Below are 24,598 nucleotides of genomic sequence, written 5' to 3' on the forward strand. Positions count from 1 at the left end.
AGATGAAACTTTTTTAAAATTTAGACAAATCTAAAAATTGGTTTTGATTTATAAAAATGTATTTTTGAAAAAATATTTTTTAATGACTCGTTCTGAGGAAAACTATCTAAAGACCATTTTCCATTTAGGAGGGGGCAACGCTACTTCCATTTCAACAAATGCTATTGCTGAGCAGATGGAAACAAAACCATCCTCTGTTACCGATATGGCCAAGAAACTTTCTGAAAAAGGATTGGTCAACTACAAAAAATATCAGGGAGTTTCCTTGACTGATGAAGGAAAGAAAACAGCTCTTTCAATTATTAGGAAACATCGGTTATGGGAAGTCTTTTTGGTCGAAAAATTAGATTTTACCTGGGATGAGGTCCATGAGGTGGCCGAACAATTGGAACACATTAAAAGCGAAAAACTCATTGATAAGCTCGATGAACTTCTGAATTATCCAAAATACGATCCACATGGAGACCCAATTCCCAGTAAGGATGGAAAATTTATGGAACGCGATAAGCAATTGTTGAGTGAACTGCCCTTGAACAGCGAGGGCGTCTGCGTGGGAGTAAAGGATTCATCTGCCCCTTTCCTTAAATTCTTGGACAAGAATAAAATAGCCTTGGGAAATACCATAGAAGTATTGGAGAAAGAGGATTTTGATCAATCTCTTCGGATTAGGATGGAAGACAGAGAACTCAGGATTTCACATCAAATCGCATCAAATCTTTACGTAAAAAAGAATCAATAATGGAACAGGTAATTCAATATTTTCAGACGATTGACCCCATTTTGGCCGCTCTTTACGCCACATTGTTTACTTGGGCGTTGACCGCAGCAGGTGCCGGACTGGTCTATTTGTTCAAGAATCCCAATAGAGCTCTCATGGATGGAATGCTGGGTTTCACCGGAGGTGTTATGGTGGCTGCCAGTTTTTGGAGTCTTTTGGCCCCGGGGATAGAGATGAGCGAGGGTGAAGGTTTTGTAAAAGTAATTCCTGCTGCAGTGGGTTTTCTTCTGGGAGCACTCTTTATTTTTGGTTTGGATAAGATACTGCCCCATTTGCATATCAATTTTAAGATTGATGAAGCGGAGGGTGTAAAAACTCCCTGGCACCGGACTACCTTATTGGTGTTGGCAATCACTTTGCACAATATTCCTGAGGGATTGGCCGTAGGGGTTCTTTTTGGCGGTGTGGCCTCCGGTTTTGAAGGTGCCACCATAGGTGGGGCTGTGGCCCTCGCATTGGGAATTGGGCTTCAGAATTTTCCCGAAGGTTTTGCGGTGGCTGTTCCCATGCGAAGACAGGGACTGAGTAGATGGAAAAGCTGGGTCTATGGACAATCCTCTGCTCTTGTGGAGCCAATAGCTGGGGTGCTTGGTGCCTGGGCCGTTCTTACCTTTGAGCCCATTCTGCCTTACGCACTTGCCTTTGCCGCCGGAGCCATGATCTTTGTGGTAGTGGAAGAGGTGATACCAGAAACACAACAAGATAAGTATACCGACATCGCCACCATGGGTTTCATTGCTGGGTTCATCATAATGATGATGTTGGATGTAGGGTTGGGATAAACTCAGTTCCCAAATAAATCAAAAACACCCTTTACCAAAAATTTGTCCCCGGGACTAAGATTGGTAGTTGATTGAATTTCGGTAAACCCTTCAAAGGAGTTTCCGGGCATCACTTTGATTTTTTCAAAAACCAGATTTTCTTCATTTTCAGAGACCAATTTTAAAAGATAGGAAGAACCTTCAGAAGAGAGAACTGCCTGGTCAGGTATTGAAAATGCTTCGTGAGAGTCCGTTAATATTTTGGCATCCACGAACATACCCGGCAAAAACCGGTGGTTTTCATCTTCAAGATGACCGTGGACTTTTATGGTTCGTTGTGTTTCATGAATGGAAGCACCCACCAGATAAACTTCGGCCAAATGGGTTTCATTTGAGGCTTCGGGAATCTGAAAAAGGATTCTTTGTCCCTTTTCCACCTTCAAAATGTCCTTTTCAAAAAGGGTTAGCTCCAAATGGATATGGTCTTTGTCCACAATTTCCAAAATTTCGTCCGAGGAGGACACATAGCTACCTGTGGCTACATTAATTTTGGTGATACTACCATTAATAGGGGCATAGATTGCTGCCTCATTGGTAATTATGTGCTGCTCTACACGTGAAGGGGAGATATTGAGCATTTGCAACTGTTTTTTAAGCCCATGGTACCTGGCCAAATGGGTCTCATAATTACTCTTGGCCTCCAGATATTTTTTTTCTGATGCTATTTTTTCCTCAAAAAGGGTCCTGTTCCTCTCGTATTCTGATTTTAGAAAATCGAGCTGGTTGAACACCTCCAGATATTGTTGCTGCATTTTTACAAATTCCTGGTTTTCTAGTGTGACCAAGATTTGTCCTTTTTTGACCTGATCACCCACTAATAGGGGAGTCTTGGTTACAAATCCGCCGGTAATTGCCGAAACCACAACTTTGTTTTTTGGCGGCACGTCAATGATACCAGAGGTTTCCACAACGTTGGGAAAAGTTCTCTCTTCCAGTTTGCCCAACAGAAAATTATTGGAATCGAACTGTTTTCTTGTAATCGTGGTTTGCTCCACCTCGGATTCCAACTCGGATGATTGATTCTTGCTTCCGGGGCCTCCGCAAGAAAGAACTACAGAAAAGACAGCGAGGACTAAGGTTATATTTTTGATTTTCATGATTTAAAATGTTATCGTCAAATAATTAATGGCAATTACGGTTTGGTTGTATTGATTGAGAACATCCAAATGATTTATTTGAATCTCAAAAGCATTTTCCAAACTCTGTATGTATTGGAAGAAATCAATTTCTCCGTTTTGAAAATTCCCTAGGGCAGCTTTGGTAATTTCCTTGGAAAGGAGGTCTCCTTCCTGTTCATAGTAATCGAGTTCTTTGGCCCTTTGTTTTAAGGCACTCATTAAATTTTCATATTTGGTTTGAGTAGCTATGGTTAAATCCCGATTTTCCAAAGAGGTGATTTTTGTATCTATTTTGGATGATTTCACCCTACTACTGTGCCCGAAGAAGAAAATGGGAATCCGCAATCCCATTTGCACCCCATAGAGCGAAGCTCCCAAACCATTGTTGGTGCCTTGAAAATACTCCAAACTGATGTCAGGAAACAATCGGTTTTCCTCCAATCGTTTTTTTGCCAGGCTTAGTTCTTGGCGGGTCTCTAAAAAAGACGTTTCTACACCGAGTAGACCTGTGGCATTCTCAATCGGTAGTTTTTTGGGTTTCTCCAATGCAATTTCAAGGGTATCCCCGCTTTGCGCCAGACCTAGTATTTCGTTATAGACCGTTTTTATTTCCTGTTGAACCTTGGAAAGGTTGTTCGAAATTTCACGCGATTTGGCCTGTGCGGTAACCTTTTCCAGATAATTGGTTTCTCCTAGCTCAAATCTCCTGTTGGCAGCATTGGAAAATTTGGTATAAATGCTATCCAAGGTTTTAAACAGTATAGCTTTCTGGTTAAGCGTTTGATAATTGTGGTACGCTAGACTTAAAGATTTAAAGAACTCTTTCTTTCTAAGCTCAAATGCCCTTTTTTGGTATTCGTATTTGGCATTTTGCAGCTTATTTTTTGCAACGTAGACGGTCGGGAAATCAAAAGACTGTTGTACCCCAAAGACATTTAACGGATTACCGTTCAATGCGAGATTGTTTTCGTCGTAATGGTAATAAATTTCAGTCTTGTCAAATTCAAAAGCTGTTCCTTTTAGGGCTTCGGTTTGGTCTACCAATAAAGCACCTGCCTTAAGTCTGCTGTTTTGTTCCAAGGAAAGGGCCATTAAATCTTCCAGATTCAAGGAATTTTGGGAAAATGCTGTTGAGCAGGCCAGCATTACGATCAAACTCAATAGGGTTTTTGGTATTTTCCTGTTTTTGTTTTTCGGTTTGAAAGTAATATTCCGTGAATAAGCATATAAAACTGGAAGGACAACCAAAGTCAATAAGGTGGCAGTGACCAGTCCTCCAATGACCACCGTGGCCAAAGGCCTTTGCACTTCGGCCCCTGCGTTGGTGGAAACCGCCATGGGCAAAAATCCCAAAGCTGCTGCGGAAGCGGTTAGCAAAACAGCACGCAAACGGTCTTTTGTTCCCTGTTTTATCAAATCTTCCATAGAATCAAAATTGTGATTGTTCAACTCTTTAAAATGTTCTATCAGTACAATTCCATTGAGTACCGCTATTCCAAAAAGTGCTATAAATCCAATTCCAGCTGAAATGCTGAAAGGCATTCCACGAATCCAAAGCAAGAGGACTCCGCCAACCGCTGCCAGAGGTATGGCAGAAAAAACCAACAGAGCATCTTTTACAGATCTAAAGGCAAAGTACAATAGGATGAATATCAACAACAACGCTATGGGTACAGCGACCAACAACCTTGATTTTGCGTTTTGAAGATTTTCAAATTGCCCGCCATACGAAATGGTGTAACCAGGGGGAAGGATTAAGCCTTCATTGATTCGTTCCCTAACATCGTCCACCACAGATTCAAGGTCCCGGTTCCTTACGTTGATGCCAACCACGATTCGTCTATGGGTGTCGTCCCGGGAAATTTTGGCGGCCCCTTTTTGGTAGGTGATTTCCGCAACTTCACCTAGCGGAATTTTTCCACCTTCTGGAAGGTCAACATAAAGATTTTTTAGATTGGAAATGTCCTTTCGGTTTGTGCTGTCCAACCGGACTACTAGATCAAATTGTCGTTCTCCTTCAAAAATGTTCCCAACACTCCTGCCGGCGAATCCCATGGATACCATTTCATTTAGTTCTGAAATGTTCAATCCATATCGAGCAACTTTAGCTCTATCGTAAGAAACGTTCATTTGTGGTAGGCCTTCCACCTTTTCCACAGTAATGTCGGAAGCACCGGGTACGTCCTCAATAAGTAGTTTTACCTCATTGGCTTTTTTATTCAGGATTTCCAGATTCTCCCCAAAGATTTTTATCGCAATATCTGCTCTTACTCCCGTAATCAATTCATTGAAGCGCATTTCGATGGGTTGTGTAAATTCAACCTCCATTTCCGGTATCACTGAAAGTGCACTTTTGAACTGGTCGGCCAAATCATCTTTTGTACTTGCCGAAACCCACTCAGATTTAGGTTTTAAAACAATTATCACATCACTTTCTTCCATGGACATGGGGTCGGTGGGCACCTCTGCGGCTCCTATACGGCTCACCACTTGTTTTACCTCGGGAAATTCTTCCAACAATATTTGTTCAATCTTGGTGGTCGTCTCCACCGTTTTGGCAAGGGAAGTACCTGTTTTGAGTACGGGTTGGATTACAAAATCTCCTTCGTCCAGAGTAGGTACAAATTCGCCTCCCATGGTGGAAAACAACAGAGCTGTACCTATTAGTAAAGTGACTGCTGCAGACAATACCAGCTTTTTGCTCTGCATAGCCCATTCAATTATGGGGTCGTACTTTTTCTTTATCCAGCCCATAAGTCGGACGGAGATGTTTTTAGATGCAGTTTTGCTCGGTCTTAGCAAAAGAGACGATGCAACGGGGACATAGGTAAAACACAATAAAATGGCACCAACGAGCGCAAAACTGAAGGTGAGCGCCATGGGTCTGAACATTTTTCCTTCTACCCCGCTCAAAGAAAGAATTGGGATGAATACAATCAAAATAATGAGCTGCCCAAAAATGGCGGAATTCATCATTTTAGATGCACCTTGATAAGTGATTTCGTCTTTTGCCCGTTGTAATCTGTCCTTGCTTATTTCATTCAATTCTTGTTGTCTGCTAGTAATTTGAAAGGCAATATATTCCACAATGATTACGGCTCCATCTATAATAATTCCAAAGTCAATGGCCCCCAGACTCAACAAGTTGGCATCTACCCCAAAGAGGTACATCAATGAAAGGGCGAACAACAGACAAAGTGGGATTATGGAGGCTACTACAAGTCCGGATCTCCAGTTCCCGAGTAGAAGTACTACCACAAAAATGACAATCAAACATCCCAGGATCAAGTTTTCGGTAACCGTAAAAGTGGTCCTTCCAATCAATTCACTCCGATCTAAAAAGGGGTTTATGTACACCCCTTCCGGAAGAGATTCCGAGATATCTGTAACTCTTTCTCTAACGGCATCAATGACTTTTTTGGAATTGGCATTTTTGAGCATCATGATCTGTCCCAGTACTTTTTCACCTTCACCATTGCCGGTTATTGCTCCAAACCGTGGGGCAGTGCCAAAACCTACCTGTGCAATATCCTTTATGTAAACCGGGATGCCATTTCTTCTGATGACCAAAGTGTTTTTGATGTCTTCCAGATTCTCCATCAAACCTTCCCCTCGAATAAAATAGGCTTGGTTGACCTTTTCAATGTAGGCCCCCCCAGCTATGCTGTTATTCTTTTCTAGGGCTTCAAACACCTCTTTTGAGGTGATGTTAAGGGCGTTGAGTTTTTGGGTCTCTACTGAGACTTCATATTGTTTTAAATAGCCGCCCCATGTGTTCACCTCAACAACTCCCGGTATTCCGGAGAGCTGTCTTTTTACGATCCAATCTTGAATAGTCCTGAGCTGGGTGGGGTTGTAACGGTCTTTGTAACCCGGTTTCACATCCAAGGTATACTGATAGATTTCTCCGAGACCTGTGGTAATAGGTCCCATTTCAGGTGTACCAAAACCATTGGGGATTCGTTTTGAGGCAGATTTTATTTTTTCAGCAATTAACTGTCGGGGCAAATACGTGCCCATGTCGTCATCAAAGACCACTGTGACCACTGAAAGCCCAAATTTTGATATGGAACGGATTTCCTGTACCCCGGGAAGATTGGCCATCTCCAATTCTATAGGATATGTTATGAATTGTTCCATATCCTGGGTAGAAAGGCTTCTGGAGGTGGTAATTACCTGCACTTGGTTGTTGGTTACATCAGGTACGGCACCAATTGGTATTCTGGACAGTGAAAAAAGTCCAAAACCAATGATGGAAAAAACAAAAAGCAGAACAACAAACTTGTTCTTAATACTAAAGTTGATAATGTTGGAAAGCATGACTCATAGAAAATGGGTTACATTATTGATTTAATAAGGCATCCGGAGAATCCAGTAAAACTGAAAAACTATGAACTATGCTTGTTTGGGTGGTTGAAATGGATTTTCGCCCCAAATAGGTGAGTAGGATATGTAATAATGGAAATTGTCCAAGCTGGATGAAGGAACATCAGAGCGTATAGAGAACATGGGTTTCATATCCACCACAAAAACCAATAATTGGGAGCACTGCGTGTTATGCTGAAAAGGAAGGTTTTCATGATCCTTTTGCTCCTCTTGATGTTTTTGACTATGGTCAGATTTCTGTTTCCCATAATGTTTGGAAAGGAAAACCATAAAATCATCGCCATATTCCTTGCTGTGAAACTGATAATGTTCAACAAGCTCATCCAGCTCCACTAAATCACTGAAGTGAAGATTAATGCTCTGAAAAAAAATGAGCAAAGCGGTCCCTATCGCTATAAACTTGTTCATCCTATACTTACAAAATTACGTTTTTTACATTGTAAGTAAATGGATGTCAGGTTATTTAGAATCAATCTGGTTTTTCAAACACTGGCTGAACAACCGCTTGTTTCTGTCTGATTTCTAGTCATATTTTAAACCAGAAGTGTTTTGTAAACGTGCGATGATCCCCCATCCAAAGAAATAGTTGGTCAACCCAATTAAGATTTCATTTTCACCTTCCCTAAAGGGAATCTTAAAAGAGGTATTGTCAATAGTGCATCTCCCACGAGGCTCTTTCATGCCCGGCGAACCGTAGTAGTTTTTATCTTGATGCAAAGGCTGACCGTTTATAAAAACCCAGACCCCATCGCTAAAACCCAGTTTCAATTGTTTCTCCTGAATTTTATCAGAGCTAATGGTTGTCTTTAGCCAAACCAACTTTCTTGAGCCTCGTTCGGTTGCGCCAAACTCTTTTGTTAGGTTGACCATAGCTCTTCTACCTGCCTTTATTGGTTTCCAAACAGCAGTGCTATCCAACAATGTGGTATCGATGATTACTCCAGGACTTACAAAAATTTGTTTCATCATATCTCTTCCAAAAGGAAAATCAACAGGTTCTGTTATCTGCCAATTTCGCAAATAGTTGGGGTCGTTGTATGTGGGGTCGTAGCCTGCTGTAGAGGGCAACTCTTCCGTAGCATTGGGCGTTATGGTCATATTTGCGTAGATGACATTCCCAGAGAGGCTAATTCTACCAGATTTAGTTACACCTTCAAAGGCAGGTACAAGTAGTGCGGGTTCTTGCATATTGTTCACGAATACTTCCATCTGGTTTTCAGAAATGACCATCTTAACGTGGTTCCACTGGTCTTCAAAAATTGTGGCAGCCGCTTGGTAGTCGTCGGTTAGGTCCCACAGATTTACACCATCGAGTACAGCGGCATATTGCATGGCTGTTCTGCGCAAGGGGTCTGGTTTACCAAAATGGCGCAGATAGAATATTTCAGAATTCAAAGTATCCTTATCTATCCTGAAGTTGATTCCGGGAAAGCCCTGCCCTTTCAGCTCTACATCAAATTCGATTGTACCCACCGCGAACTCAAAGTCCTTTAGCATAATGTTGATGGGACGGTCGTTGGAGCTCCTTACCGCTTTAACCGTTTTGTGGGTGATGAATTCCACATTGTCAGAAACAGGTGCCCAATATTTCTCGGTTAGAGGGAATTGAAGCGTCTTCATTGATTTCTTCGGAGCTCCTTGACCATAGGTAATGTTGAATATGAGCAGAGCTACTAGTCCTACAAATAGTTTTTGCAATGAATTGTCCATTTTTTATTGATTTTGATTTTTAAGACTAAATTTGATTTAAGGTAAAAGTAGATTGGATCTGCGGTCATAACCCCTTTTTCACTTGTTCAATCTTGTTCAATCTTGTTCAAAATAGGTAACCCGATCAGTGCTTAATAGTTTTATGGACAAATCAAAACTTCATATGATTCAGTATTTGGTAGCACAGGTTGAGGAGCAGCTGGGTTGGGGCAGCGGCACAAATTGGAGCAATAAAGATTTTGAAGAGCTAAGCGATCGCATCTTTGAATCTACCAAGAAGAGGCTAAGTGTAACTACATTGAAAAGAATCTGGGGGCGTGCCGAGCTGATAGCAAATCCAAGCTCCGCAACGCTGGATATTCTTTCAGAGTTTATTGGACATAGAAATTGGAGAGAATTTAAAGGTAGTTACCGCTCCCAACCTCTCAAAAATGCTATCCAGAAAAGGTTAAAAGTGCCACACTTGACCGTTTTTCTCTTACTGGTTTTGGTTTCAGTGGCTTTGTTCACCATCTTTTGGGACAAAGATTCCGTTATCACAAAAACCACAGCGATTATTAGCGAAACAGATTTTAAGTTCAGAAGCAGGACCGTGAGCAATGAAATACCCAATTCGGTAGTTTTTGAATATGACGCTTCAACAGCAAGTGATAGTGCGGTAATTGAAATACAACAAGATTGGGATAAAAGGAAACGAATTGCCATTGAAAGGACAGATAGTATTGCCACCTGTATTTATTACCTGCCCGGTTTCTTTAAGTCTAAATTGGTTGTTGATGGAGTTATTGTAAAAGAAGAAGATGTTTTTATTAAAACCCAAGATTGGCTGGGTGTAATACACCGCGACACTTCTCCCATTTATCTAAAAAATGAAGAAATCAAGAAAAATGGTCAGCTTTCTATCGCCCCTGAAGTACTTGCCGCATATAATATTGACCCAAGGACTTCAAATGTTAAGGTTGGATTATATCAAGTAAGGGATTTTGGTGAGATTTCTACCAACGATTTTGAGTTGTCAATGCAATTGAAGAATACGCTGCAAGATGGTTTAAGCGGATGCCAAGAAGCGAAAGTGTTTATTCTTTATGACGGTGGAGCCTTTGGCATTCCTTTGTCTAAAAAAGGATGCGTTTCCAATTTGAACCTCCTTATTTTTGATCAATATATTGATGGTAAAAAAAACGATCTTTCAGGTTTTGGAGTTGACTTTGAGGACTTTGCTGAACTGCAATGTATTTCTAGAGACAACAAATTTGAAATTTTGGTTAATGGGGTTCAGGTATATGAAGGTGAAGCTCCTGAAACACCCTTAAAAATTAAAGGAGTCAGTATTCAATTTGAAGGCTCGGGTACTATTGGAAATATGGAATTGAAGAATTCTTCGGAATCGTTTTATCTGAACCACAAGGGTGAAAGGTAGCCCGTCTGCCGATTTATTTCCTGCACTAGTTCATTTGTAGATCTTCCAATAAAACCCTGTAGTCATACTGCAAATCCTCATGGAGAGCGGGCAATTTTTTCTGGACATAGTCCAGTTGCCTATTGTACAGATTTTGAAGCGTAATATTTCGGTGTATGGAAGGGGAAAAGGCCTTTAGTTTTTGGCAGAAGTAAAGCAATAGCTCTACTTCGGTTTCCTTGTTGCCAGAATATCGAATGTATTTTTTAAGGGTTCTCAAGATTTTCCGAACACTTTTTTTAATGTAAAAGAAGCTGTTGGTGTTAATGTCCAAAAACATCTCATCTACCTCAAGTTTAACAGTCTCAATGTAGCCATCTTCGTTTCCGGCCTCAAAAAGGAGATAGGTGAGGAGTTCCTTGTTTTCTTTTTTAAATCGGGCCAATCGAAGACAAAGTTGAAGCACTTCATCCTGAGACCTGAATTGCAGCTCTTTTTTCAGCTGGGCTATGGTAGCGGCTTTCATAATTTCAACTTCTTAAGTAGGAAGCTCCATTGACATCTATTATAGCTCCCGAACAGTATTCCGCCCCTTCAGATGCCAAAAATAGAATGGCATGGGCCACTTCTTCCGGTTTTGCCATACGTTTAAAAGATGTCTCGGCCAGAAGTCGTTCCCTTTCCTCAGGGGTCAAGGCGTTGGCACCCATTTCAGTTTCTGTAAAACCGGGAGCAACAACACCAACAAAAATATTATGTGGAGCCAGTTTTTTGGCCAGTGATTGGCTCATGGCATTCAATGCAGCTTTGCTGGCCCCATAAGCTGGGGCGTTGGGCTCTCCCCTAAAAGCTCCCCTTGAGGAAACATTGACAATTCTTCCACCTCCGGATTTCATCATTTTTTGAGAAGCCCAATAAGAAAGATGTGCAGCGGCATATAGGTTGGTTCGAAATGTTGTTTCCCACGTTTGGGTCCATTCTTCAAAATCGATTTCATCAATCTTATGGTGCTGAAAGATTCCAGCATTGTTGACCAATATGTCCAACCTACCGTAAGTTTCAATAAACTCTTGGATGAGTTCTTTACAGTTTTCCGTCTTTCCGATATCTTTTTGAAATAATTGATGCCCCTTGCCAGGCATCTCCTTTAGTGTCCTTTTCGCTTCGTCAATATTGTTTCTGTAATTAAGGCCAACTTGAGCCCCTTTTTCTGCAAAGGCCATTGCAGTAGCCTTGCCTATTCCTCTTGAGGCTCCGGTGATAAGAACTTTTTTTCCTGAAAAATCCATTTAGGGAGTACTTGTTGGTCCAAATATAAGAAGGAAAAGGGCTATTGAATTCTAGCTGGGATTCCACTATCTTTAAAAACTTCAAAATTTCTAACTGATGAACAGACTTTTATGCTTTCTAGTGTTGGCTGGCACGCTCCATTTCACCACAGCTCAAAAACCAAACTTTTCCTATCTGGATATTTTCGACCTGCAATACGCATCTGACCCGCAGATATCTCCAAATGGGGAATGGGTGGTTTATCGCAAGATGGGTTTTGATATTATGAAAGACCGATCGTTTGGTAATTTATGGCTTGTTAAAACAGATGGTACGGCGCATCAGAAACTTACAGCTAGAGAGGTTGGGGAAAGTAGTCCTCGATGGTCGCCTTCGGGAGACCGTATTGCATTTTCTAGTAGCACAGCGGAAGGCGCTGAGATTTACATGTACTGGGTGGCTTCAGGTAAAGTAGCCAAGTTGACCCAACTTCCATTTAGTCCAAGTTCATTGACCTGGTCGCCGGACGGCAAGCGGTTGGCTTTTTCCATGAATGTTCCCAAGTCCCCACCGGTAATTGCCAAAATCCCAAAAAAACCAAAGGGGGCAAAATGGGCAGAGTCACCTAGGATAACTGACCGAGTTTATCATGAAGCTGATGGAAGGGGATACATTAAACCCGGGTTCAACCATATTTTTACTATTCCTGCTGAAGGAGGAGCTGCGCGACAGATTACATCTGGAGATTGGCACCACAGGGGCACACTTTCCTGGTCTCCAGACGGTTCTAAAATTTATTTCTCTGCCAATAGGATTGCAGATTGGGAATATCAATTCAGAAATAGTGAAATATATTCTGTAGCTGTGGAAGATGGTGAAATTGAAGCATTGACAGACAGGAATGGACCGGATTACAATCCTCAAGTATCACCGGATGGAAAACTTGTGGCGTATCTAGGTTTTGAAGATAAAGTGCAGGCATATCAAACAAGAAAACTGCACATCATGGATATTGATGGAAAGAACAAACGTGTAATCTCCGAAGGACTGGATAGAACGCTATCACAAATTAAGTGGAATACAAAAGGAGATGGACTCTATGTATACTATGATGATAAGGGGAATGGTAAGGTTGGGTTTGTTTCCCTTTCAGGGAATACCCGAAAAATTGCGGATAACATTGGAGGTACTACCTTAGGTAGGCCTTACCCCAGTGGTTCATACAGTGTTTCCAAAAATGGAACGATGGTAATTACCCAAACACGTCCAAACCACCCGGCTGATTTGGCGGTACTCAGGCCAAAATCCAAGTACCCATCCAAATTGACCAACTTGAATGGAGCTTTGCTCAACTACAGAACTCTTGGAAAAGTTGAGGAGGTGTGGTACAAATCCTCTGTGGATGGCCGCGATGTTCAAGGATGGGTGGTCTATCCTCCAAACTATGACAAAAACAAAAAATATCCTTTTATGGTGGAGAACCATGGGGGTCCAATACTTAATTATGGAGACAGGTTTTCCATCGAAATGCAGCTATATGCCTCTGAGGGATATATTGTTTTTTATCCCAACCCAAGGGGAAGTACCAGTTATGGCGAAGAATTTGGAAACCTGTTGTACAATAACTACCCTGGTGAAGATTATAATGACGTTATGGATGGGGTGGACCATTGCATAAAAATGGGAATTGCCCATGAGGACCAATTGTTTGTTACCGGAGGTAGCGCAGGAGGAATCATGTCTGCCTGGATCATTGGAAAGAACAATAGGTTTGAAGCTGCGGTTGTGGCCAAGCCAGTGATGAACTGGATAAGTAAGACCTTGGTGGCCGATAATTACTTCTATTATTTCAACCATAGATACCCTGGCCAGCCTTGGGAAAATTTTGAAGGATATTGGAAATTTTCTCCCATTTCCCTCGTTGGTAATGTAGAGACACCAACAATGGTGATGGTTGGAATGGATGATTTACGAACACCACCCAGCGAGGCAAAGCAGCTTTACCATGCGCTCAAGCTCAGGAAAATTGAAACAGTTCTAGTGGAAATTCCGGGGGCAAGTCATGGAATAGCCAGTAAGCCAAGCAATTTGATGACCAAAATTGCCCATACTGTGGCATGGTTCGATAAGTTCAGAACAGATAAGAAAGATGAGTAAAAGGAAAAGACATTGGTTGTGGAACGTTTTGATAGTTCTTACACTAATTGTCTGCTCCTTGGTTTTTGTGGCCCATTATAAGAACTGGCATGAGCTTGAAGAAGGTAGACTTCGGATTTTATCTGGAATATACTATCAGAAAATACCCATGACGGATTTGGATAGTGTAATATTGGTGGATAAATTGCCCGAAATGGAGCGTAGTTCTGGATTTTCCTGGATGGCCAAGGAAAAGGGAGTGTTCAGGGATACCGTTACAAATTCCAAGGTGTATGTTTTTGTTGATGACCTAAGGCAACAAAAGATAAAAATGGTCTATCAAGATAGCCTCAAAACATTTCTTAATCTTCAAGATAGCCTTCAAACACAAAAATTATATGCTATTTTGCACAAGGAGTTGTCGGAAAACCATGAGAGTTCCAATTGATTTTCTAAAAAAACGTGGAGTAATTGATTAAAACATAGTCCCAACGTTACCATGAGAATAATTTTTTTGTGCATTGTTTTGGTCCCATTGAGCATGTTCTCCCAAAATAAGATTTCAGTACATGTGAACAATGTGGATTCCAAGTTGGGACAAGTAAATGTTGCCGTGTATGACTCGGATGATTCTTTTTTGACTTTTGATGGGGTACTGAAAACCGAAAGTGCTCCCGCTGAAAAAGGGATGGTTACGTTGGTGATTGAGGATTTACCCGTTGGAGAATATGCACTGGCTGTTTTCCATGATGAAAATGGGAATGACAAATTGGATACCAATTGGTTGGGGATTCCAAAGGAAAGAGTGGCTTTTTCCAAGGCGAAAATGAGAACATTTGGCCCACCAAAATATAAAGAATGCGCTTTTAAAGTCAATTCTGATTATGAGATTAGCATAGACCTCTAAAAAATATGGAAACAATTCTTCTTACTCAGGTCATGGGCGCAGTTTACGGATTGTTGGCCGTGGTTTTTGGAGCTTTTGGGGCACATGTGTTGAAAAAGAAACTGACCCCTGAACAACTCAATAGTTTTGAAACAGGGGTCAAATATCAGATGTACCATGCCATTGTTTTGCTGGTACTTGGTTTCAACCTAGGATTTGATGGACCTATGGATTCTTGGATTGTGCACTGCTTTATCTATGGCACTTTACTTTTTTCATTTAGCATCTATGCCTTATGCCTAAGCGCTGCAAATGGCAAAAAATTACGGGCCTTGGGTCCGGTCACCCCTTTAGGGGGTTTGCTCTTGGTCATAGGATGGACCCTATTGCTTTACAGCTTTATTTCATCCATGATTTAAAGGATCAAAGCCGGAGGTACATATTGCCATTGATGGTATTTAGGCGAAGACGGTGTGTGCCGTTGTCAAAACGACCTTCCACTTTTTGCCCCACATAACGATCGGTCACTTTTAATTCCAATTTTTCATCTGCATAAATATCGCCATGGATGGTTTCGGCTACGAGATGTGAGTTTTTCATCACAAGATCAATTTCCCCATTAATGGTTTTTAGGTTCATATCGCCGTTGTACTTTTTGATATCGATATTTCCATTGATGAGATCAGCGGTAAAATCACCCTCAATGATTTCAGAACTTAGGTCACCATTAATGCTGCTTACCTTAAAAGTGGCATTTTTGGGCACATAGAGCACATAATTAAACGTATACATGTCACGGGTATGGTAATGCCTTTTTTCTCCATTGCTCACTAGGGCATCCCAATAATCATGATATGCTTTAAACAGCGCCTTGGTGTTCGAGGAAATGGTTATTGAGTTATTGGTTTCATCAATATCCAGTTTGTACAGGTCCTTGTATTTTTCTTCCTTTATTTTGATGACTGCCTTAAAATAGACCGTGGATTTATCCCACGTCTTTACTTCAATATCGGAGGCAAATTTTACATCCAGATCAACAGATCTGTTATTGAGGTCAAAACTCTTTTCAATGATTCTTTGGGCATTTATGGATAGACTGATGAGCCCCAGGAACAAAAGGGCGATTAAATTTTTCATGACTGTTCGTTTTTTGATTTATTGTTTTCTTAGATAGATGTTTCCATTAAAGGTTTTCACGGAGATATCAACTCCTCCACCATTGATGGATGCCTTTACAGCTCTATCGGATGTTGATTTTAGGCCATCCTTTTTCTTCCATTCGAGGTCGAAATCGGTGTAAATGTCATTGTTGAGGCTACTCAGCGAAAGATTTGCAGGAGTGTCGGCGGGCAAGCTCATATCAACGGCTCCATTTGTAGAGTAAATGGAAATTGGGGAGTCTTGTTTTACTGTGGCAAATTCCACATTAACATCCCCATTAAAGGTATTGGCAGTTACGGGACCATTCACCTCCGTAATCTCAATACTTCCGTTAAGCTGCGCCTCTGCTTCAATTTCCCCCGTGAAACCATCAATTTCAATGTCGCCGTTCCACGTGCTCTTTACGGAAACATTTTGTGATGCGGGCAAATAGATTTTTGCACTTTCAGATTTTCTGAGGTTCTTTACCAAAAGGGTGCTACCATCTTGGATTACATAGAAACCAACCTCGGTATTGTCAGACCCGCCTTCTCCTACCAAGCGAAGACCTTTGGCCTTTTCCAAAGTTTTGTGGCTACCGCTGGCTTCTATTCTTATCTCATTTCCACCATTACGGGTGCTAAGGGTAACTCCTACTTCAGAAGTTTTTTGATGTTTACTGTCTTCTATTCTTATTTCGCTTCCGCCGTTGTGGGTTCTAAGGATAACATCCGCTTTAGATTCAATTTTGACCCACTCAATACCATCTAGTTTTTGGGTAAAACCTGTTTGGGCTTGCGTAAGGGAAGCTGTAAGGCAGGCTACTAAAAGAATTATTGATTTTCTCATTGTTTTCGTTTTTTGACGTTTATATAATTTTAGGAAGAACTGCTTTGATTTCCTCTTTGATAAAAGGGTGTGTGTCTTCCTGTTCCAATAGTTTTTTCATGGGGGCAATTGCTTTTTTCTCCTGAATCCCTACCAATATTTGTATGATGGCGATTTGAATACTGGGATTTTTTTCTTTCCCAAGGGCCTCAATGAAAACGTTCTTTACGGTTTCAGAGGTGGCGAATTTTGCAAGTGCTTCGGATGCCGTTAGCCGCACATTGTCATTGTCATCAAATAATAACCTATTGGCCAATGCATCGATAATGGCCTCATCCGGATTTTCAAATTCGTCGATATAACTTACCCCTTGGATGCGCTTACTCGCTGATTGATTTTCCATGAGCGAAAGCATGGCTGTCTGTTTCATCTGTAGACTTTCATTTCTCAGGACCAACATATCCTCATTGGATTTTTTCTGCTGAAAAACGCCACCCATCTGAAAAGAGGCCACCAAAAGGGCAATGCTTGCCGCAACCTTTAGTAAATTACCTGCCCATTGCGATTTTTCCTTTTTAGGGAAAAAGGACACTACTTTCCCAGATGCTTCTTTTTCAGCTTGAAGCATCTCATCAAATTTGGAGGTAAGACGATCGGATGGGACCTCAATAGTTGTATCAAAAGCCACAAACAACTTTTTTGTTTCCTCCAATTCTATTTGGCATTCTCCACATTCGGATAGATGCTCCTCCACCTTTTTTCTGTCGGAAGGTTCCAAATTATTATCTAGATAATCGGGAATCAGTTTAGAAATATGTTTGTTGTCTGCGGACATGATTTTTAATTTTTATGCGGAGTTATTTGCATTCCTTTATTAAGTCTTCGGCCATGTTTTTATAGCGAGAGTCTGGACCAAGTTCCAAGCATTTCTCAAAATTTGGCTTGGCGTTTGCCAAATCCTTCATTCTATAATATCCTATTCCGAGGTTGAAAAAAGCTTTTGGACTTTCAGGATTCAATTTGGTATTTAAGATGAAATAATCCAGAGCCTCTTCGCCCTTACCGCTCATAGATAGTAAATGGGCTGTATGGTTAACCTCGTCGTATGTAAATTGGCATCCCTGGTTGTCTTTATATAAAAGAGGGAACTTCTTCAACATTTCTTCAAAACCAATATGCACTAGTACTTTTTCATGGAATGTGTCCTCGTAATTTGATTGGTACCAGCGCATGAGATGTGAGACTTTCTCAAGCTCCTCTTTTTCAGAAGCGAGAAAAATCAATTTTTGAAGGTCAGTTACTGGAAAATTGGAAATACCATTTGAATTTAGCGTAGTGTTCAACAATGAGATGATATCCTGAGGGTTATTTTTAAGAACGATCTTATCTACCGAAGGTAGTCCTTTCTTTGACCTTGTTTGAACAAAGGAAGTATCCACAGTACTGGATGCAAATACGTTCTGGCGTAGTTCTTCAAAATCAGAATTGCTGTACAAAACATTATTTAGAAAGGTCAGTATATACTTGGACACCATCTTGTATGCCCTGGTTTTCTTGTTTACACTTTCCAAGTCTTCAGGATTGCCATAAAGTTTTACGAACTGTGAGGCCAGGTCTGTGTGCTCAATTTTAGGGAGGTTTACCATGAAAGCATCACTATAGATCAATTTATCATAAAAGGGCAAAGCGTTCATGTAGCCAACGGTATTTATAAAAAGTGATGGTTTTGTGAACCTAGAGTAATCTTCGTAAGGGGACTCGGAGAAGAACTCATACGCTTCATGTATACTTGGGTCCATTCCGATCCATGCGTCAATAGTTTTGTTTCTGGCCATCATGAGCACATTGGAAAGCCCTCCTAAACTAAATCCTGCAACCGCTATTTTGTCCATATCGGCATTAGGGAATTCATGTGTCTGGGCCAGAAGGAATTCCATATCCCTTGCTTGGGTTTCAACCCCAATTCTGGAGATGGGCATTTCCCGAGACTCGGGGCCGACACTTGGACTGGACACAATAACATATCCATGACTTGCTAAAAATTCAAACAACAAGGCATTTTCAAAAGCGGTGGACCACCAACTGGGACCATAAATAACAACAGGAAATTTTTGAGATGTTTCGGGATTGGCATCTTTTATCGCCCTCATCTCTACGTTTAACTCCTGGAGCAATCTGGACTTGTCCACTTGTTCATTTTCAATAAAGTTTTTAATGAGTGTCTCTTTATCAAACTCACTTACTTCTCCAACTTCGTGGGCTTTCAAGACAAAATAGTCCTCATATTTTAATGGAGTTTTGTTTTCTGGACGAGCAGGGTACCAGACGCACATTTGAATGGGGCGCGATCTTTTTTGGCCAACTCTCAAGGCATTGCCATTTTCGTCAACAGAAAAACTTCTGGAGTGATCATATAGGTTGTAAGATTGAAATCCAACAGTATATTTTCCAAAAGCGAGGTCCGCTTTAAGAATGGATTTCTGCGCTTTTGCACCGATGATCCAAATCAGTAGAAAACTAAAAATAAAGGATATGTTCAGCTTGTTTTTCATTTCAATTTCTGGTTATTGAATCCCTAAAGGGGTTCCATATATATTTTTCTTAGTTTTTTGAGCACACGGCTTACTTTGGTCTTCACGGCCCCTGGGGTGCTTCCTAGAATTTGGGCCAATTCTTCATAGCGTATCTCTTGAAATCGATTTAAAATGATCAATTCCCGATCATCTGGGTGCAATTGGTTGAGTGCTCTCTGCAGATGGGAATACTCCTCCGTTTTATTGGTTTCAGCCTCTACCGCTTTGTAATCAAGCACTCCGATATCCAAGTTGTTTTTATGGTTTCTTGTATAATGGGTCCTTAAATTGTTTCTTGCAATGGTGAACAACCACGATACAAAGGCTCCACTTTTATATGAACTTCGATATTTGATCAACTTGTAAAAAACGTCTTGTGTTAAGTCTTCACTCAGCATTCGATCACCGGACATTTTGTACAAAAAATTGTATACATGCCTATGATGCCTTTCAAAAAGGACCTTTAACAAGTCAAGGTTTCCCTCTACAACTTGTTGCATTATCATTTCATCTGAAAGCGTTTCCAAATACTGTTTTAGTTGGTCTTCTGTTCTATATAGTCAGGAAATTATAAAAGGTTACACTCGGAAAGAAAAAAAATTGAAATTCTTTTCGGTAGAAGAGAGTACACGGGATTTAAACCCACGAGGATTTAATGGCAACCACAGTCGTCTTGCCCACAAGCTTTGGCGCTCTTCTTCTTGCCAAAAAAGATTGGTTTGGGAAGCAAGAATTTATTGATCAAATAAAGAACCGCAACGGCCAGAACCAAGTATGCCAGAATGTTTTGAATTGTCTCCATTTACTTGAGGATTTGGTAGGCGGTCAATGCTACAAGATAGGCAAAAGAAGTCATAAATAGAAGTTGGAGTACCGGCCATTTCCAGGAATTGGTCTCCCTTTTTACGATGGCCAAAGTGCTCATGCATTGCATTGCAAATGCATAGAAAAGCATCAATGAGATACCCGAGGCCAGATTGAACAATGGCTTTTTCCCGGAACTGTGCATTTCTGCAGCCATTCTATTTTTAATGGTTTCTTCCTCATCACTGCCCACACTGTATATGGTAGCGAGGGTTCCCACAAAAACTTCCCGTGCAGCAAAAGAGGTCAATACTGCTATGCCAATTTTCCAATCGTACCCCAAAGGTTTTACTATGGGCTGGATTGCCTTGCCCGCAAGGCCCATGTAAGAGTGTTCTAGTTTATAACTTGCAATTTCCTGTAATCTAGCTCTTTCCTTTAGGATATTGGTGAAGTTTTGAACGGTATCCTGGAGTGATTTAAGTTGAATGGCGTCCGGTGGACTTTCAGGATTCAGTTTAATGCTTTCCATATAAGCATTGATGTGATTCTGGATGTAGTTGTTGCTATATGGACTTAGACCTTGTTTCTGGATTCGCTCATTGACTATACTATCTGCATTTTTGAAATCCTCCGAATATCCATTGGAGCCCAAAAACCAAAGTATGATTGATATGGATAGAATGATCTTACCGGCCCCAAAGACAAAGCTCTTGGTTTTTTCAAGGACCGTATACCCCACATTTTTCAACAATGGCAGACGATAAGTTGGCATTTCAACCATGAACAAGGAACGGCTTTTAATTTTTAAGATCTTGTTCAATACCATGGCTGAAAATATGGCCATTCCAAAACCAATAAGATAGAGTAGCATCAAGGTCAATGCTTGGTAGCTCAACCCTAAAATTCTTCCTTCTGGAATCACCAGTGCAATAAGAATAAGATAGACAGGCAATCTGGCAGAACAAGTGGTAAATGGGGTCACCAAAATAGTGATCAAACGTTCTTTCCAGTTTTCAATGGTTCTGGTGGCCATTACCGCTGGGATTGCACAAGCGGTACCGGAAATTAGGGGGACCACACTTTTTCCGCTCAGACCAAAGGGGCGCATTAATCGATCCATTAAAAATACCACCCTGCTCATGTACCCACTTTCTTCCAGAAGCGAAATAAACAAGAACAAAAAGGCAATCTGTGGAATAAAAATCACAATACCACCGATACCTGCAAGTATTCCTTCGGCCAGCAAATCAGTAAAAATACCGGAAGGAAAAGTGTTTTTGATCCACTCACCGGCGGTGGCAAATTGCTCATCAATGAAATCCATTGGGTAACTGCTCCAATCAAAAATGGCCTGAAAAATGGTCAATAGAATGGCAAGGAAGATAACATACCCAAAGATCTTGTGGGTCAATATTTTGTCCATGGTGGCACGTAGGCCTTTGGCCGACTTGAAGTCCACAATATATGTTTCCTTGAGGGTGTTGTTGATGAACTGGTACCTTAACACAGTTTCTTTATGCTGAAGCTTTTTGAGTTCCTCTTTGGATTTGGTGGAAAATGACGTGGCATCCTGTATCCGCTTCTTCTCTATGGGCATAAAGTTGACATCCTGGGTGATAACCAACCAAAGTTTGTAGAGATCTTCCTTAGGGAAGGTCTTTTGCAAACGGTCAAAATAGTCGGGAGCAATCCTAGAGGTGTTGAGGTTGGGTTGGGTAGATAGGTCGCTGAAGTTTGCAATTAGAGATTTAATTCGGTCTATCCCATTACCATTTCTAGTACTGACCAAGGCAATTTTGGTGTCCAATTTTTTCTCCAACAGGTCAATGTCCAAAGAAATCCCTTTTCTACGCATTCGGTCGGCCATGTTAATGACCAAAATGGTGGGAATCCTCAAGTCCTTGATCTGGGTAAAAAGCAACAGGTTTCGCTTTAGGTTCTCCACATCACTGATCACCACGGCCACATCGGGATAATCTTTGTCGTTTTTGTTGAGAAGTAGTTCCAGGACCACACTTTCATCCAAAGAAGTGGTGTTTAAGCTGTAAGTTCCTGGGAGGTCTATAATATGTGCCTTGAGTCCCTTGGGAAGTTTGCAGATACCTTGTTTTTTTTCAACGGTAATGCCGGGATAGTTGCCCACTTTCTGCTTAAGGCCCGTAAGCTGATTAAAAACAGAGGTTTTTCCGGTATTGGGATTTCCTATCAGCGCAACATTGATATTCTTGCTCATAGGGTCATGTTATCGTCGGTAATTTCCAATTCAATCAATTGGGCCAAAGATCTTCTAATGGCAATATGGCTTCCACTTACATTAATGTAAATGGGGTCGTTCAATGGCGCAATTTGAACCAATTCCACAACATTTCCAGGCAAACATCCAAGTTCCAGCAATTTAATTGGGGGAATATGTTCCGAAAAATCCTTTATGATACCTTTTTGTCCGTGGGACAAATCTGCAACCGTGGCCACTAAGCTTATTTAGATTGAATATAATTAAGAGCAAAAGTAAGTAAAAATGGGCAAACAAAACCAAAAACTAAGCAAAGATATCCGGTCTATTCTGTGTAACTGGCCTTAAGGGTTTCCAGGTCTTCCAAGAGTTTAGCGATTTCTTCGCTATTGGTGCCATCATAAAACCCTCGTATGCGGCGCTCTTTGTCCACCAAAATGAAATTCTCGGTGTGAATCATGTCATAAGGACCTCCATCACCATCATTTTTAACGGCTAGATACGATTTTCGGGCCAGTTGGTATATCTGTTTTTTGTCTCCTGTAACCAGATTCCATTTGGCATCGATTACCCCTTTTTCAAGGGCATATTTTTTTAATTGGGGTACAGAATCGATTACAGGTGTCACGGAGTGCGACAACAAAAGAATATCGTCATCTTCCAAGATTGCATCCTGTACTTCTGCCATGTTCTTGGTCATGATTGGACAAATGGTGGGGCAGGTAGTGAAGAAAAAATCCGCCACATAGATCTTGTCCTTATAGTTTTCTTGCGTGATGGTTTCCCCGTTTTGATTTACAAGCTCAAAATCTGCAATAGAATGGTATTTCTTTTTATAGTGCAAGGTGCTGTCCACCAGCGATTGGTCTACCATAGAAGGTTGGTAAACCGGAAGCATCTTTTTGGGCTGCAAAGCATTATAGAACAATACAATGATAATCGAGGAAAGTATCAGGAGAACTATCCCGAACATTTTGTATTTGGCGAAAAATGACCTCATGGATTGCAAAATTACGACCCGGTGACCGATTCATCAACATGTAGGGAAACTTTTGGTGCTAAAAGTTTCTTAAAACCCAAAGGCGTGCAGGGCTTAGTTTTTATATGACTGGGTAAAAGTTTACTTTTGTGCGTTTTAACAGATTGTTGCGGATGAGCCCCATTATAATTCAAGTAATACAATTCTTCCTTAGTTTATCCTTACTTATAGTTCTCCACGAACTTGGACATTTTATTCCGGCCAAGATATTTAAGACTAGGGTTGAAAAATTCTATTTGTTCTTCGATGTAAAATTTTCCCTGTTCAAGAAGAAGATTGGAGAAACCGTGTATGGAATTGGTTGGTTGCCTTTGGGAGGCTATGTGAAGATTGCGGGAATGATCGATGAAAGCATGGATACGGAGCAGATGAAGGAAGAGCCCAAACCCTGGGAATTTCGAAGTAAACCGGCCTGGCAAAGATTGATCATTATGTTGGGAGGGGTTACCGTAAATTTCATTTTGGCGGTAATCATATACATTGGTATGGCCTACAGCTATGGTGATCAATATATCCCCATGGAAAGCTTGAAAGATGGTGTTTGGGTCACTGAACCGGAAATCGGGGATAAAGTTGGTATAGAGACCGGAGATAAGATTATTGCGGTTGACGGAAACGAGCTGAAATCCTTCAATAGTGTTTTTATTGAATTGATCAATGGAAACAGCATCACAATAGAGCGGGACGGACGACGAATTGAAAAGGAAATCCCCGTGGATTTCATTTCTACTTTGTTGGAAGATGAGGAAAAGGTCAGGTTTTTAAGTTTAAGGGCCCCATTTGTAGTAAGCAAGGTATCCAAAGATTCCCATAATAAGGATGCAGGTTTTCAAGGAAAAGATGAGTTTTTGACCATTAACGGTTCTGAAGCTGTTTATAGGGATCAAGTAACTCCCATTTTGGAAAACAACAAAGGAAAAGATATCAATGTAGTGGTTAAGCGTGAAGATGGAACCCAAGCAAACATAGTTGCCAAGGTGAATGATGAGGGGCTACTGGGAATGGAGATAGGCGGACTTACCATGCAAGATTTTGCGGATCGTGGATATTTTGAAATCAAGACCCAAAAGTATACGTTTTTGGAAGCTATCCCTGCGGGAATAGACAAAGGGGTGTCCACACTTTCCAGTTATGTAAAGCAGTTAAAAAAGATTTTCAATCCGCAGACTGGAGCATATAAAGGAGTTGGCGGTTTTGCCGCAATTGGCAGCATGTTCCCTGATACCTGGAACTGGGCGGCCTTTTGGTCCACTACGGCTTTAATTTCCATTATTCTAGCCTTTATGAACATTCTTCCCATTCCGGCGTTGGACGGGGGACATGTGGTATTTTTACTGTATGAAATGGTCACAGGAAGAAAACCCAGTGACAAATTTTTAGAGTACGCCCAAATGGTAGGATTCTTCTTGTTGATTGCATTACTGCTATTTGCCAATGGGAATGATTTGTATAAATGGCTTTTTAAATAGAAAACC

23 protein-coding genes are annotated in these 24,598 nt (G+C 41.0%); 8 read left to right on the forward strand and 15 right to left on the reverse strand.

Annotated elements, in window-relative coordinates; translation table 11 throughout:
- The first annotated feature begins 82 nt into the window (after positions 1-82).
- Together DX873_RS11855 and DX873_RS11860 are read left to right on the forward strand one after the other, a co-directional pair.
- Positions 83-739, forward strand: coding sequence for a metal-dependent transcriptional regulator (locus DX873_RS11855; RefSeq protein WP_116184893.1), 657 nt, complete (start codon positions 83-85; stop codon positions 737-739).
- Complete coding sequence (locus tag DX873_RS11860; protein WP_116184641.1) at positions 739-1,560, forward strand: ZIP family metal transporter; 822 nt, start codon at positions 739-741, stop codon at positions 1,558-1,560. The genes DX873_RS11855 and DX873_RS11860 overlap by 1 nt, the downstream gene beginning before the upstream one ends.
- Positions 1,561-1,562: 2 nt before the next feature.
- Here DX873_RS11860 and DX873_RS11865 read toward each other — a convergent pair whose 3' ends face one another.
- From DX873_RS11865 to DX873_RS11880, 4 genes are all read right to left on the reverse strand, one after another.
- Entirely contained in the window at positions 1,563-2,696 is a 1,134-nt protein-coding gene (locus tag DX873_RS11865; protein WP_232520906.1) for an efflux RND transporter periplasmic adaptor subunit, read from the reverse strand.
- A gap of 3 nt (positions 2,697-2,699) precedes the next feature.
- A complete protein-coding gene (locus tag DX873_RS11870) occupies positions 2,700-7,037 on the reverse strand; it encodes a CusA/CzcA family heavy metal efflux RND transporter (protein ID WP_116184642.1) in 4,338 nt (1,445 codons plus the stop codon).
- Positions 7,038-7,112: 75 nt separating this feature from the next.
- Entirely contained in the window at positions 7,113-7,511 is a 399-nt protein-coding gene (locus DX873_RS11875; RefSeq protein ID WP_116184643.1) for a hypothetical protein, read from the reverse strand.
- Positions 7,512-7,625: 114 nt separating this feature from the next.
- Positions 7,626-8,813 carry a hypothetical protein gene (locus DX873_RS11880; protein WP_116184644.1) on the reverse strand — a complete coding sequence of 396 codons (1,188 nt, stop codon included), beginning with the start codon at positions 8,811-8,813 and terminating at the stop codon, positions 7,626-7,628.
- A gap of 163 nt (positions 8,814-8,976) precedes the next feature.
- Between DX873_RS11880 and DX873_RS11885 the strand changes: the two genes are divergently transcribed.
- A complete protein-coding gene (locus tag DX873_RS11885; RefSeq protein ID WP_116184645.1) occupies positions 8,977-10,233 on the forward strand; it encodes a hypothetical protein in 1,257 nt (418 codons plus the stop codon).
- Between the two features lie 25 nt (positions 10,234-10,258).
- Here the strand turns inward: DX873_RS11885 and DX873_RS11890 are convergent, their stop codons facing one another.
- Together DX873_RS11890 and DX873_RS11895 are read right to left on the reverse strand one after the other, a co-directional pair.
- Positions 10,259-10,738: a hypothetical protein gene (locus tag DX873_RS11890; RefSeq protein WP_116184646.1), complete on the reverse strand. Its 480-nt coding sequence runs from the start codon at positions 10,736-10,738 to the stop codon at positions 10,259-10,261.
- Between the two features lie 4 nt (positions 10,739-10,742).
- On the reverse strand, positions 10,743-11,501 hold the full coding sequence (locus DX873_RS11895) for an SDR family NAD(P)-dependent oxidoreductase (RefSeq protein WP_116184647.1): 759 nt from the start codon (positions 11,499-11,501) through the stop codon (positions 10,743-10,745).
- Positions 11,502-11,598: 97 nt separating this feature from the next.
- On the opposite strand from DX873_RS11895, the gene DX873_RS11900 reads away from it, so the two are divergent.
- The 4 genes from DX873_RS11900 to DX873_RS11915 are packed head-to-tail and all read left to right on the forward strand — an operon-like array spanning position 11,599 to position 14,922.
- The gene (locus DX873_RS11900) at positions 11,599-13,638 is read left to right on the forward strand and encodes a S9 family peptidase (protein ID WP_116184648.1); all 2,040 of its coding nucleotides are present in this window, start codon (positions 11,599-11,601) and stop codon (positions 13,636-13,638) included.
- Positions 13,631-14,065, forward strand: a complete 435-nt coding sequence (locus DX873_RS11905) for a hypothetical protein (protein ID WP_116184649.1) — start codon at positions 13,631-13,633, stop codon at positions 14,063-14,065. Before DX873_RS11900 ends, DX873_RS11905 begins: the two co-directional genes overlap by 8 nt.
- A 51-nt stretch (positions 14,066-14,116) precedes the next feature.
- A complete protein-coding gene (locus tag DX873_RS11910; RefSeq protein ID WP_116184650.1) occupies positions 14,117-14,524 on the forward strand; it encodes a DUF2141 domain-containing protein in 408 nt (135 codons plus the stop codon).
- A 5-nt stretch (positions 14,525-14,529) separates the two neighbouring features.
- The gene (locus tag DX873_RS11915; RefSeq protein WP_116184651.1) at positions 14,530-14,922 is read left to right on the forward strand and encodes a DUF423 domain-containing protein; all 393 of its coding nucleotides are present in this window, start codon (positions 14,530-14,532) and stop codon (positions 14,920-14,922) included.
- Between the two features lie 4 nt (positions 14,923-14,926).
- Here DX873_RS11915 and DX873_RS11920 read toward each other — a convergent pair whose 3' ends face one another.
- From DX873_RS11920 to DX873_RS11955, 9 genes are all read right to left on the reverse strand, one after another.
- Positions 14,927-15,640: a DUF4097 family beta strand repeat-containing protein gene (locus DX873_RS11920; RefSeq protein ID WP_116184652.1), complete on the reverse strand. Its 714-nt coding sequence runs from the start codon at positions 15,638-15,640 to the stop codon at positions 14,927-14,929.
- Positions 15,641-15,658: 18 nt separating this feature from the next.
- Positions 15,659-16,492, reverse strand: a complete 834-nt coding sequence (locus DX873_RS11925; RefSeq protein ID WP_116184653.1) for a DUF4097 family beta strand repeat-containing protein — start codon at positions 16,490-16,492, stop codon at positions 15,659-15,661.
- 19 nt (positions 16,493-16,511) lie between these two features.
- Positions 16,512-17,306, reverse strand: a complete 795-nt coding sequence (locus DX873_RS11930; protein WP_116184654.1) for a HEAT repeat domain-containing protein — start codon at positions 17,304-17,306, stop codon at positions 16,512-16,514.
- A 22-nt stretch (positions 17,307-17,328) separates the two neighbouring features.
- Entirely contained in the window at positions 17,329-19,023 is a 1,695-nt protein-coding gene (locus DX873_RS11935) for a hypothetical protein (RefSeq protein ID WP_116184655.1), read from the reverse strand.
- A gap of 23 nt (positions 19,024-19,046) precedes the next feature.
- Positions 19,047-19,544, reverse strand: a complete 498-nt coding sequence (locus DX873_RS11940; RefSeq protein WP_181899489.1) for an RNA polymerase sigma factor — start codon at positions 19,542-19,544, stop codon at positions 19,047-19,049.
- A gap of 152 nt (positions 19,545-19,696) precedes the next feature.
- Complete coding sequence (locus tag DX873_RS18910; RefSeq protein WP_181899490.1) at positions 19,697-19,846, reverse strand: hypothetical protein; 150 nt, start codon at positions 19,844-19,846, stop codon at positions 19,697-19,699.
- Positions 19,847-22,084: a ferrous iron transport protein B gene (feoB, locus tag DX873_RS11945; RefSeq protein WP_116184657.1), complete on the reverse strand. Its 2,238-nt coding sequence runs from the start codon at positions 22,082-22,084 to the stop codon at positions 19,847-19,849. It abuts the gene before it with no gap.
- Positions 22,081-22,323 carry a FeoA family protein gene (locus DX873_RS11950; protein WP_116184658.1) on the reverse strand — a complete coding sequence of 81 codons (243 nt, stop codon included), beginning with the start codon at positions 22,321-22,323 and terminating at the stop codon, positions 22,081-22,083. The genes feoB and DX873_RS11950 overlap by 4 nt, the downstream gene beginning before the upstream one ends.
- A gap of 86 nt (positions 22,324-22,409) precedes the next feature.
- Positions 22,410-23,084, reverse strand: a complete 675-nt coding sequence (locus DX873_RS11955) for an SCO family protein (protein ID WP_116184659.1) — start codon at positions 23,082-23,084, stop codon at positions 22,410-22,412.
- A gap of 152 nt (positions 23,085-23,236) precedes the next feature.
- Between DX873_RS11955 and rseP the strand changes: the two genes are divergently transcribed.
- On the forward strand, positions 23,237-24,592 hold the full coding sequence (rseP, locus tag DX873_RS11960) for an RIP metalloprotease RseP (RefSeq protein ID WP_116184660.1): 1,356 nt from the start codon (positions 23,237-23,239) through the stop codon (positions 24,590-24,592).
- Positions 24,593-24,598 lie beyond the last annotated feature (6 nt).

Source organism: Flagellimonas nanhaiensis, assembly GCF_003382275.1.
Taxonomy (GTDB): domain Bacteria; phylum Bacteroidota; class Bacteroidia; order Flavobacteriales; family Flavobacteriaceae; genus Flagellimonas; species Flagellimonas nanhaiensis.

Excerpts from the sequence above, each read along its gene's own strand:
- DX873_RS11855 (WP_116184893.1), top strand. The coding sequence starts at position 83 with ATGACTCGTTCTGAGGAAAACTATCTAAAGACCATTTTCCATTTAGGA.
- DX873_RS11860 (WP_116184641.1), top strand. The coding sequence starts at position 739 with ATGGAACAGGTAATTCAATATTTTCAGACGATTGACCCCATTTTGGCC.
- DX873_RS11865 (WP_232520906.1), bottom strand. The coding sequence starts at position 2,696 with ATGAAAATCAAAAATATAACCTTAGTCCTCGCTGTCTTTTCTGTAGTT.
- DX873_RS11870 (WP_116184642.1), bottom strand. The coding sequence starts at position 7,037 with ATGCTTTCCAACATTATCAACTTTAGTATTAAGAACAAGTTTGTTGTT.
- DX873_RS11875 (WP_116184643.1), bottom strand. The coding sequence starts at position 7,511 with ATGAACAAGTTTATAGCGATAGGGACCGCTTTGCTCATTTTTTTTCAG.
- DX873_RS11880 (WP_116184644.1), bottom strand. The coding sequence starts at position 8,813 with ATGGACAATTCATTGCAAAAACTATTTGTAGGACTAGTAGCTCTGCTC.
- DX873_RS11885 (WP_116184645.1), top strand. The coding sequence starts at position 8,977 with ATGATTCAGTATTTGGTAGCACAGGTTGAGGAGCAGCTGGGTTGGGGC.
- DX873_RS11890 (WP_116184646.1), bottom strand. The coding sequence starts at position 10,738 with ATGAAAGCCGCTACCATAGCCCAGCTGAAAAAAGAGCTGCAATTCAGG.
- DX873_RS11895 (WP_116184647.1), bottom strand. The coding sequence starts at position 11,501 with ATGGATTTTTCAGGAAAAAAAGTTCTTATCACCGGAGCCTCAAGAGGA.
- DX873_RS11900 (WP_116184648.1), top strand. The coding sequence starts at position 11,599 with ATGAACAGACTTTTATGCTTTCTAGTGTTGGCTGGCACGCTCCATTTC.
- DX873_RS11905 (WP_116184649.1), top strand. The coding sequence starts at position 13,631 with ATGAGTAAAAGGAAAAGACATTGGTTGTGGAACGTTTTGATAGTTCTT.
- DX873_RS11910 (WP_116184650.1), top strand. The coding sequence starts at position 14,117 with ATGAGAATAATTTTTTTGTGCATTGTTTTGGTCCCATTGAGCATGTTC.
- DX873_RS11915 (WP_116184651.1), top strand. The coding sequence starts at position 14,530 with ATGGAAACAATTCTTCTTACTCAGGTCATGGGCGCAGTTTACGGATTG.
- DX873_RS11920 (WP_116184652.1), bottom strand. The coding sequence starts at position 15,640 with ATGAAAAATTTAATCGCCCTTTTGTTCCTGGGGCTCATCAGTCTATCC.
- DX873_RS11925 (WP_116184653.1), bottom strand. The coding sequence starts at position 16,492 with ATGAGAAAATCAATAATTCTTTTAGTAGCCTGCCTTACAGCTTCCCTT.
- DX873_RS11930 (WP_116184654.1), bottom strand. The coding sequence starts at position 17,306 with ATGTCCGCAGACAACAAACATATTTCTAAACTGATTCCCGATTATCTA.
- DX873_RS11935 (WP_116184655.1), bottom strand. The coding sequence starts at position 19,023 with ATGAAAAACAAGCTGAACATATCCTTTATTTTTAGTTTTCTACTGATT.
- DX873_RS11940 (WP_181899489.1), bottom strand. The coding sequence starts at position 19,544 with ATGCAACAAGTTGTAGAGGGAAACCTTGACTTGTTAAAGGTCCTTTTT.
- DX873_RS18910 (WP_181899490.1), bottom strand. The coding sequence starts at position 19,846 with ATGGAGACAATTCAAAACATTCTGGCATACTTGGTTCTGGCCGTTGCG.
- feoB (WP_116184657.1), bottom strand. The coding sequence starts at position 22,084 with ATGAGCAAGAATATCAATGTTGCGCTGATAGGAAATCCCAATACCGGA.
- DX873_RS11955 (WP_116184659.1), bottom strand. The coding sequence starts at position 23,084 with ATGAGGTCATTTTTCGCCAAATACAAAATGTTCGGGATAGTTCTCCTG.
- rseP (WP_116184660.1), top strand. The coding sequence starts at position 23,237 with ATGAGCCCCATTATAATTCAAGTAATACAATTCTTCCTTAGTTTATCC.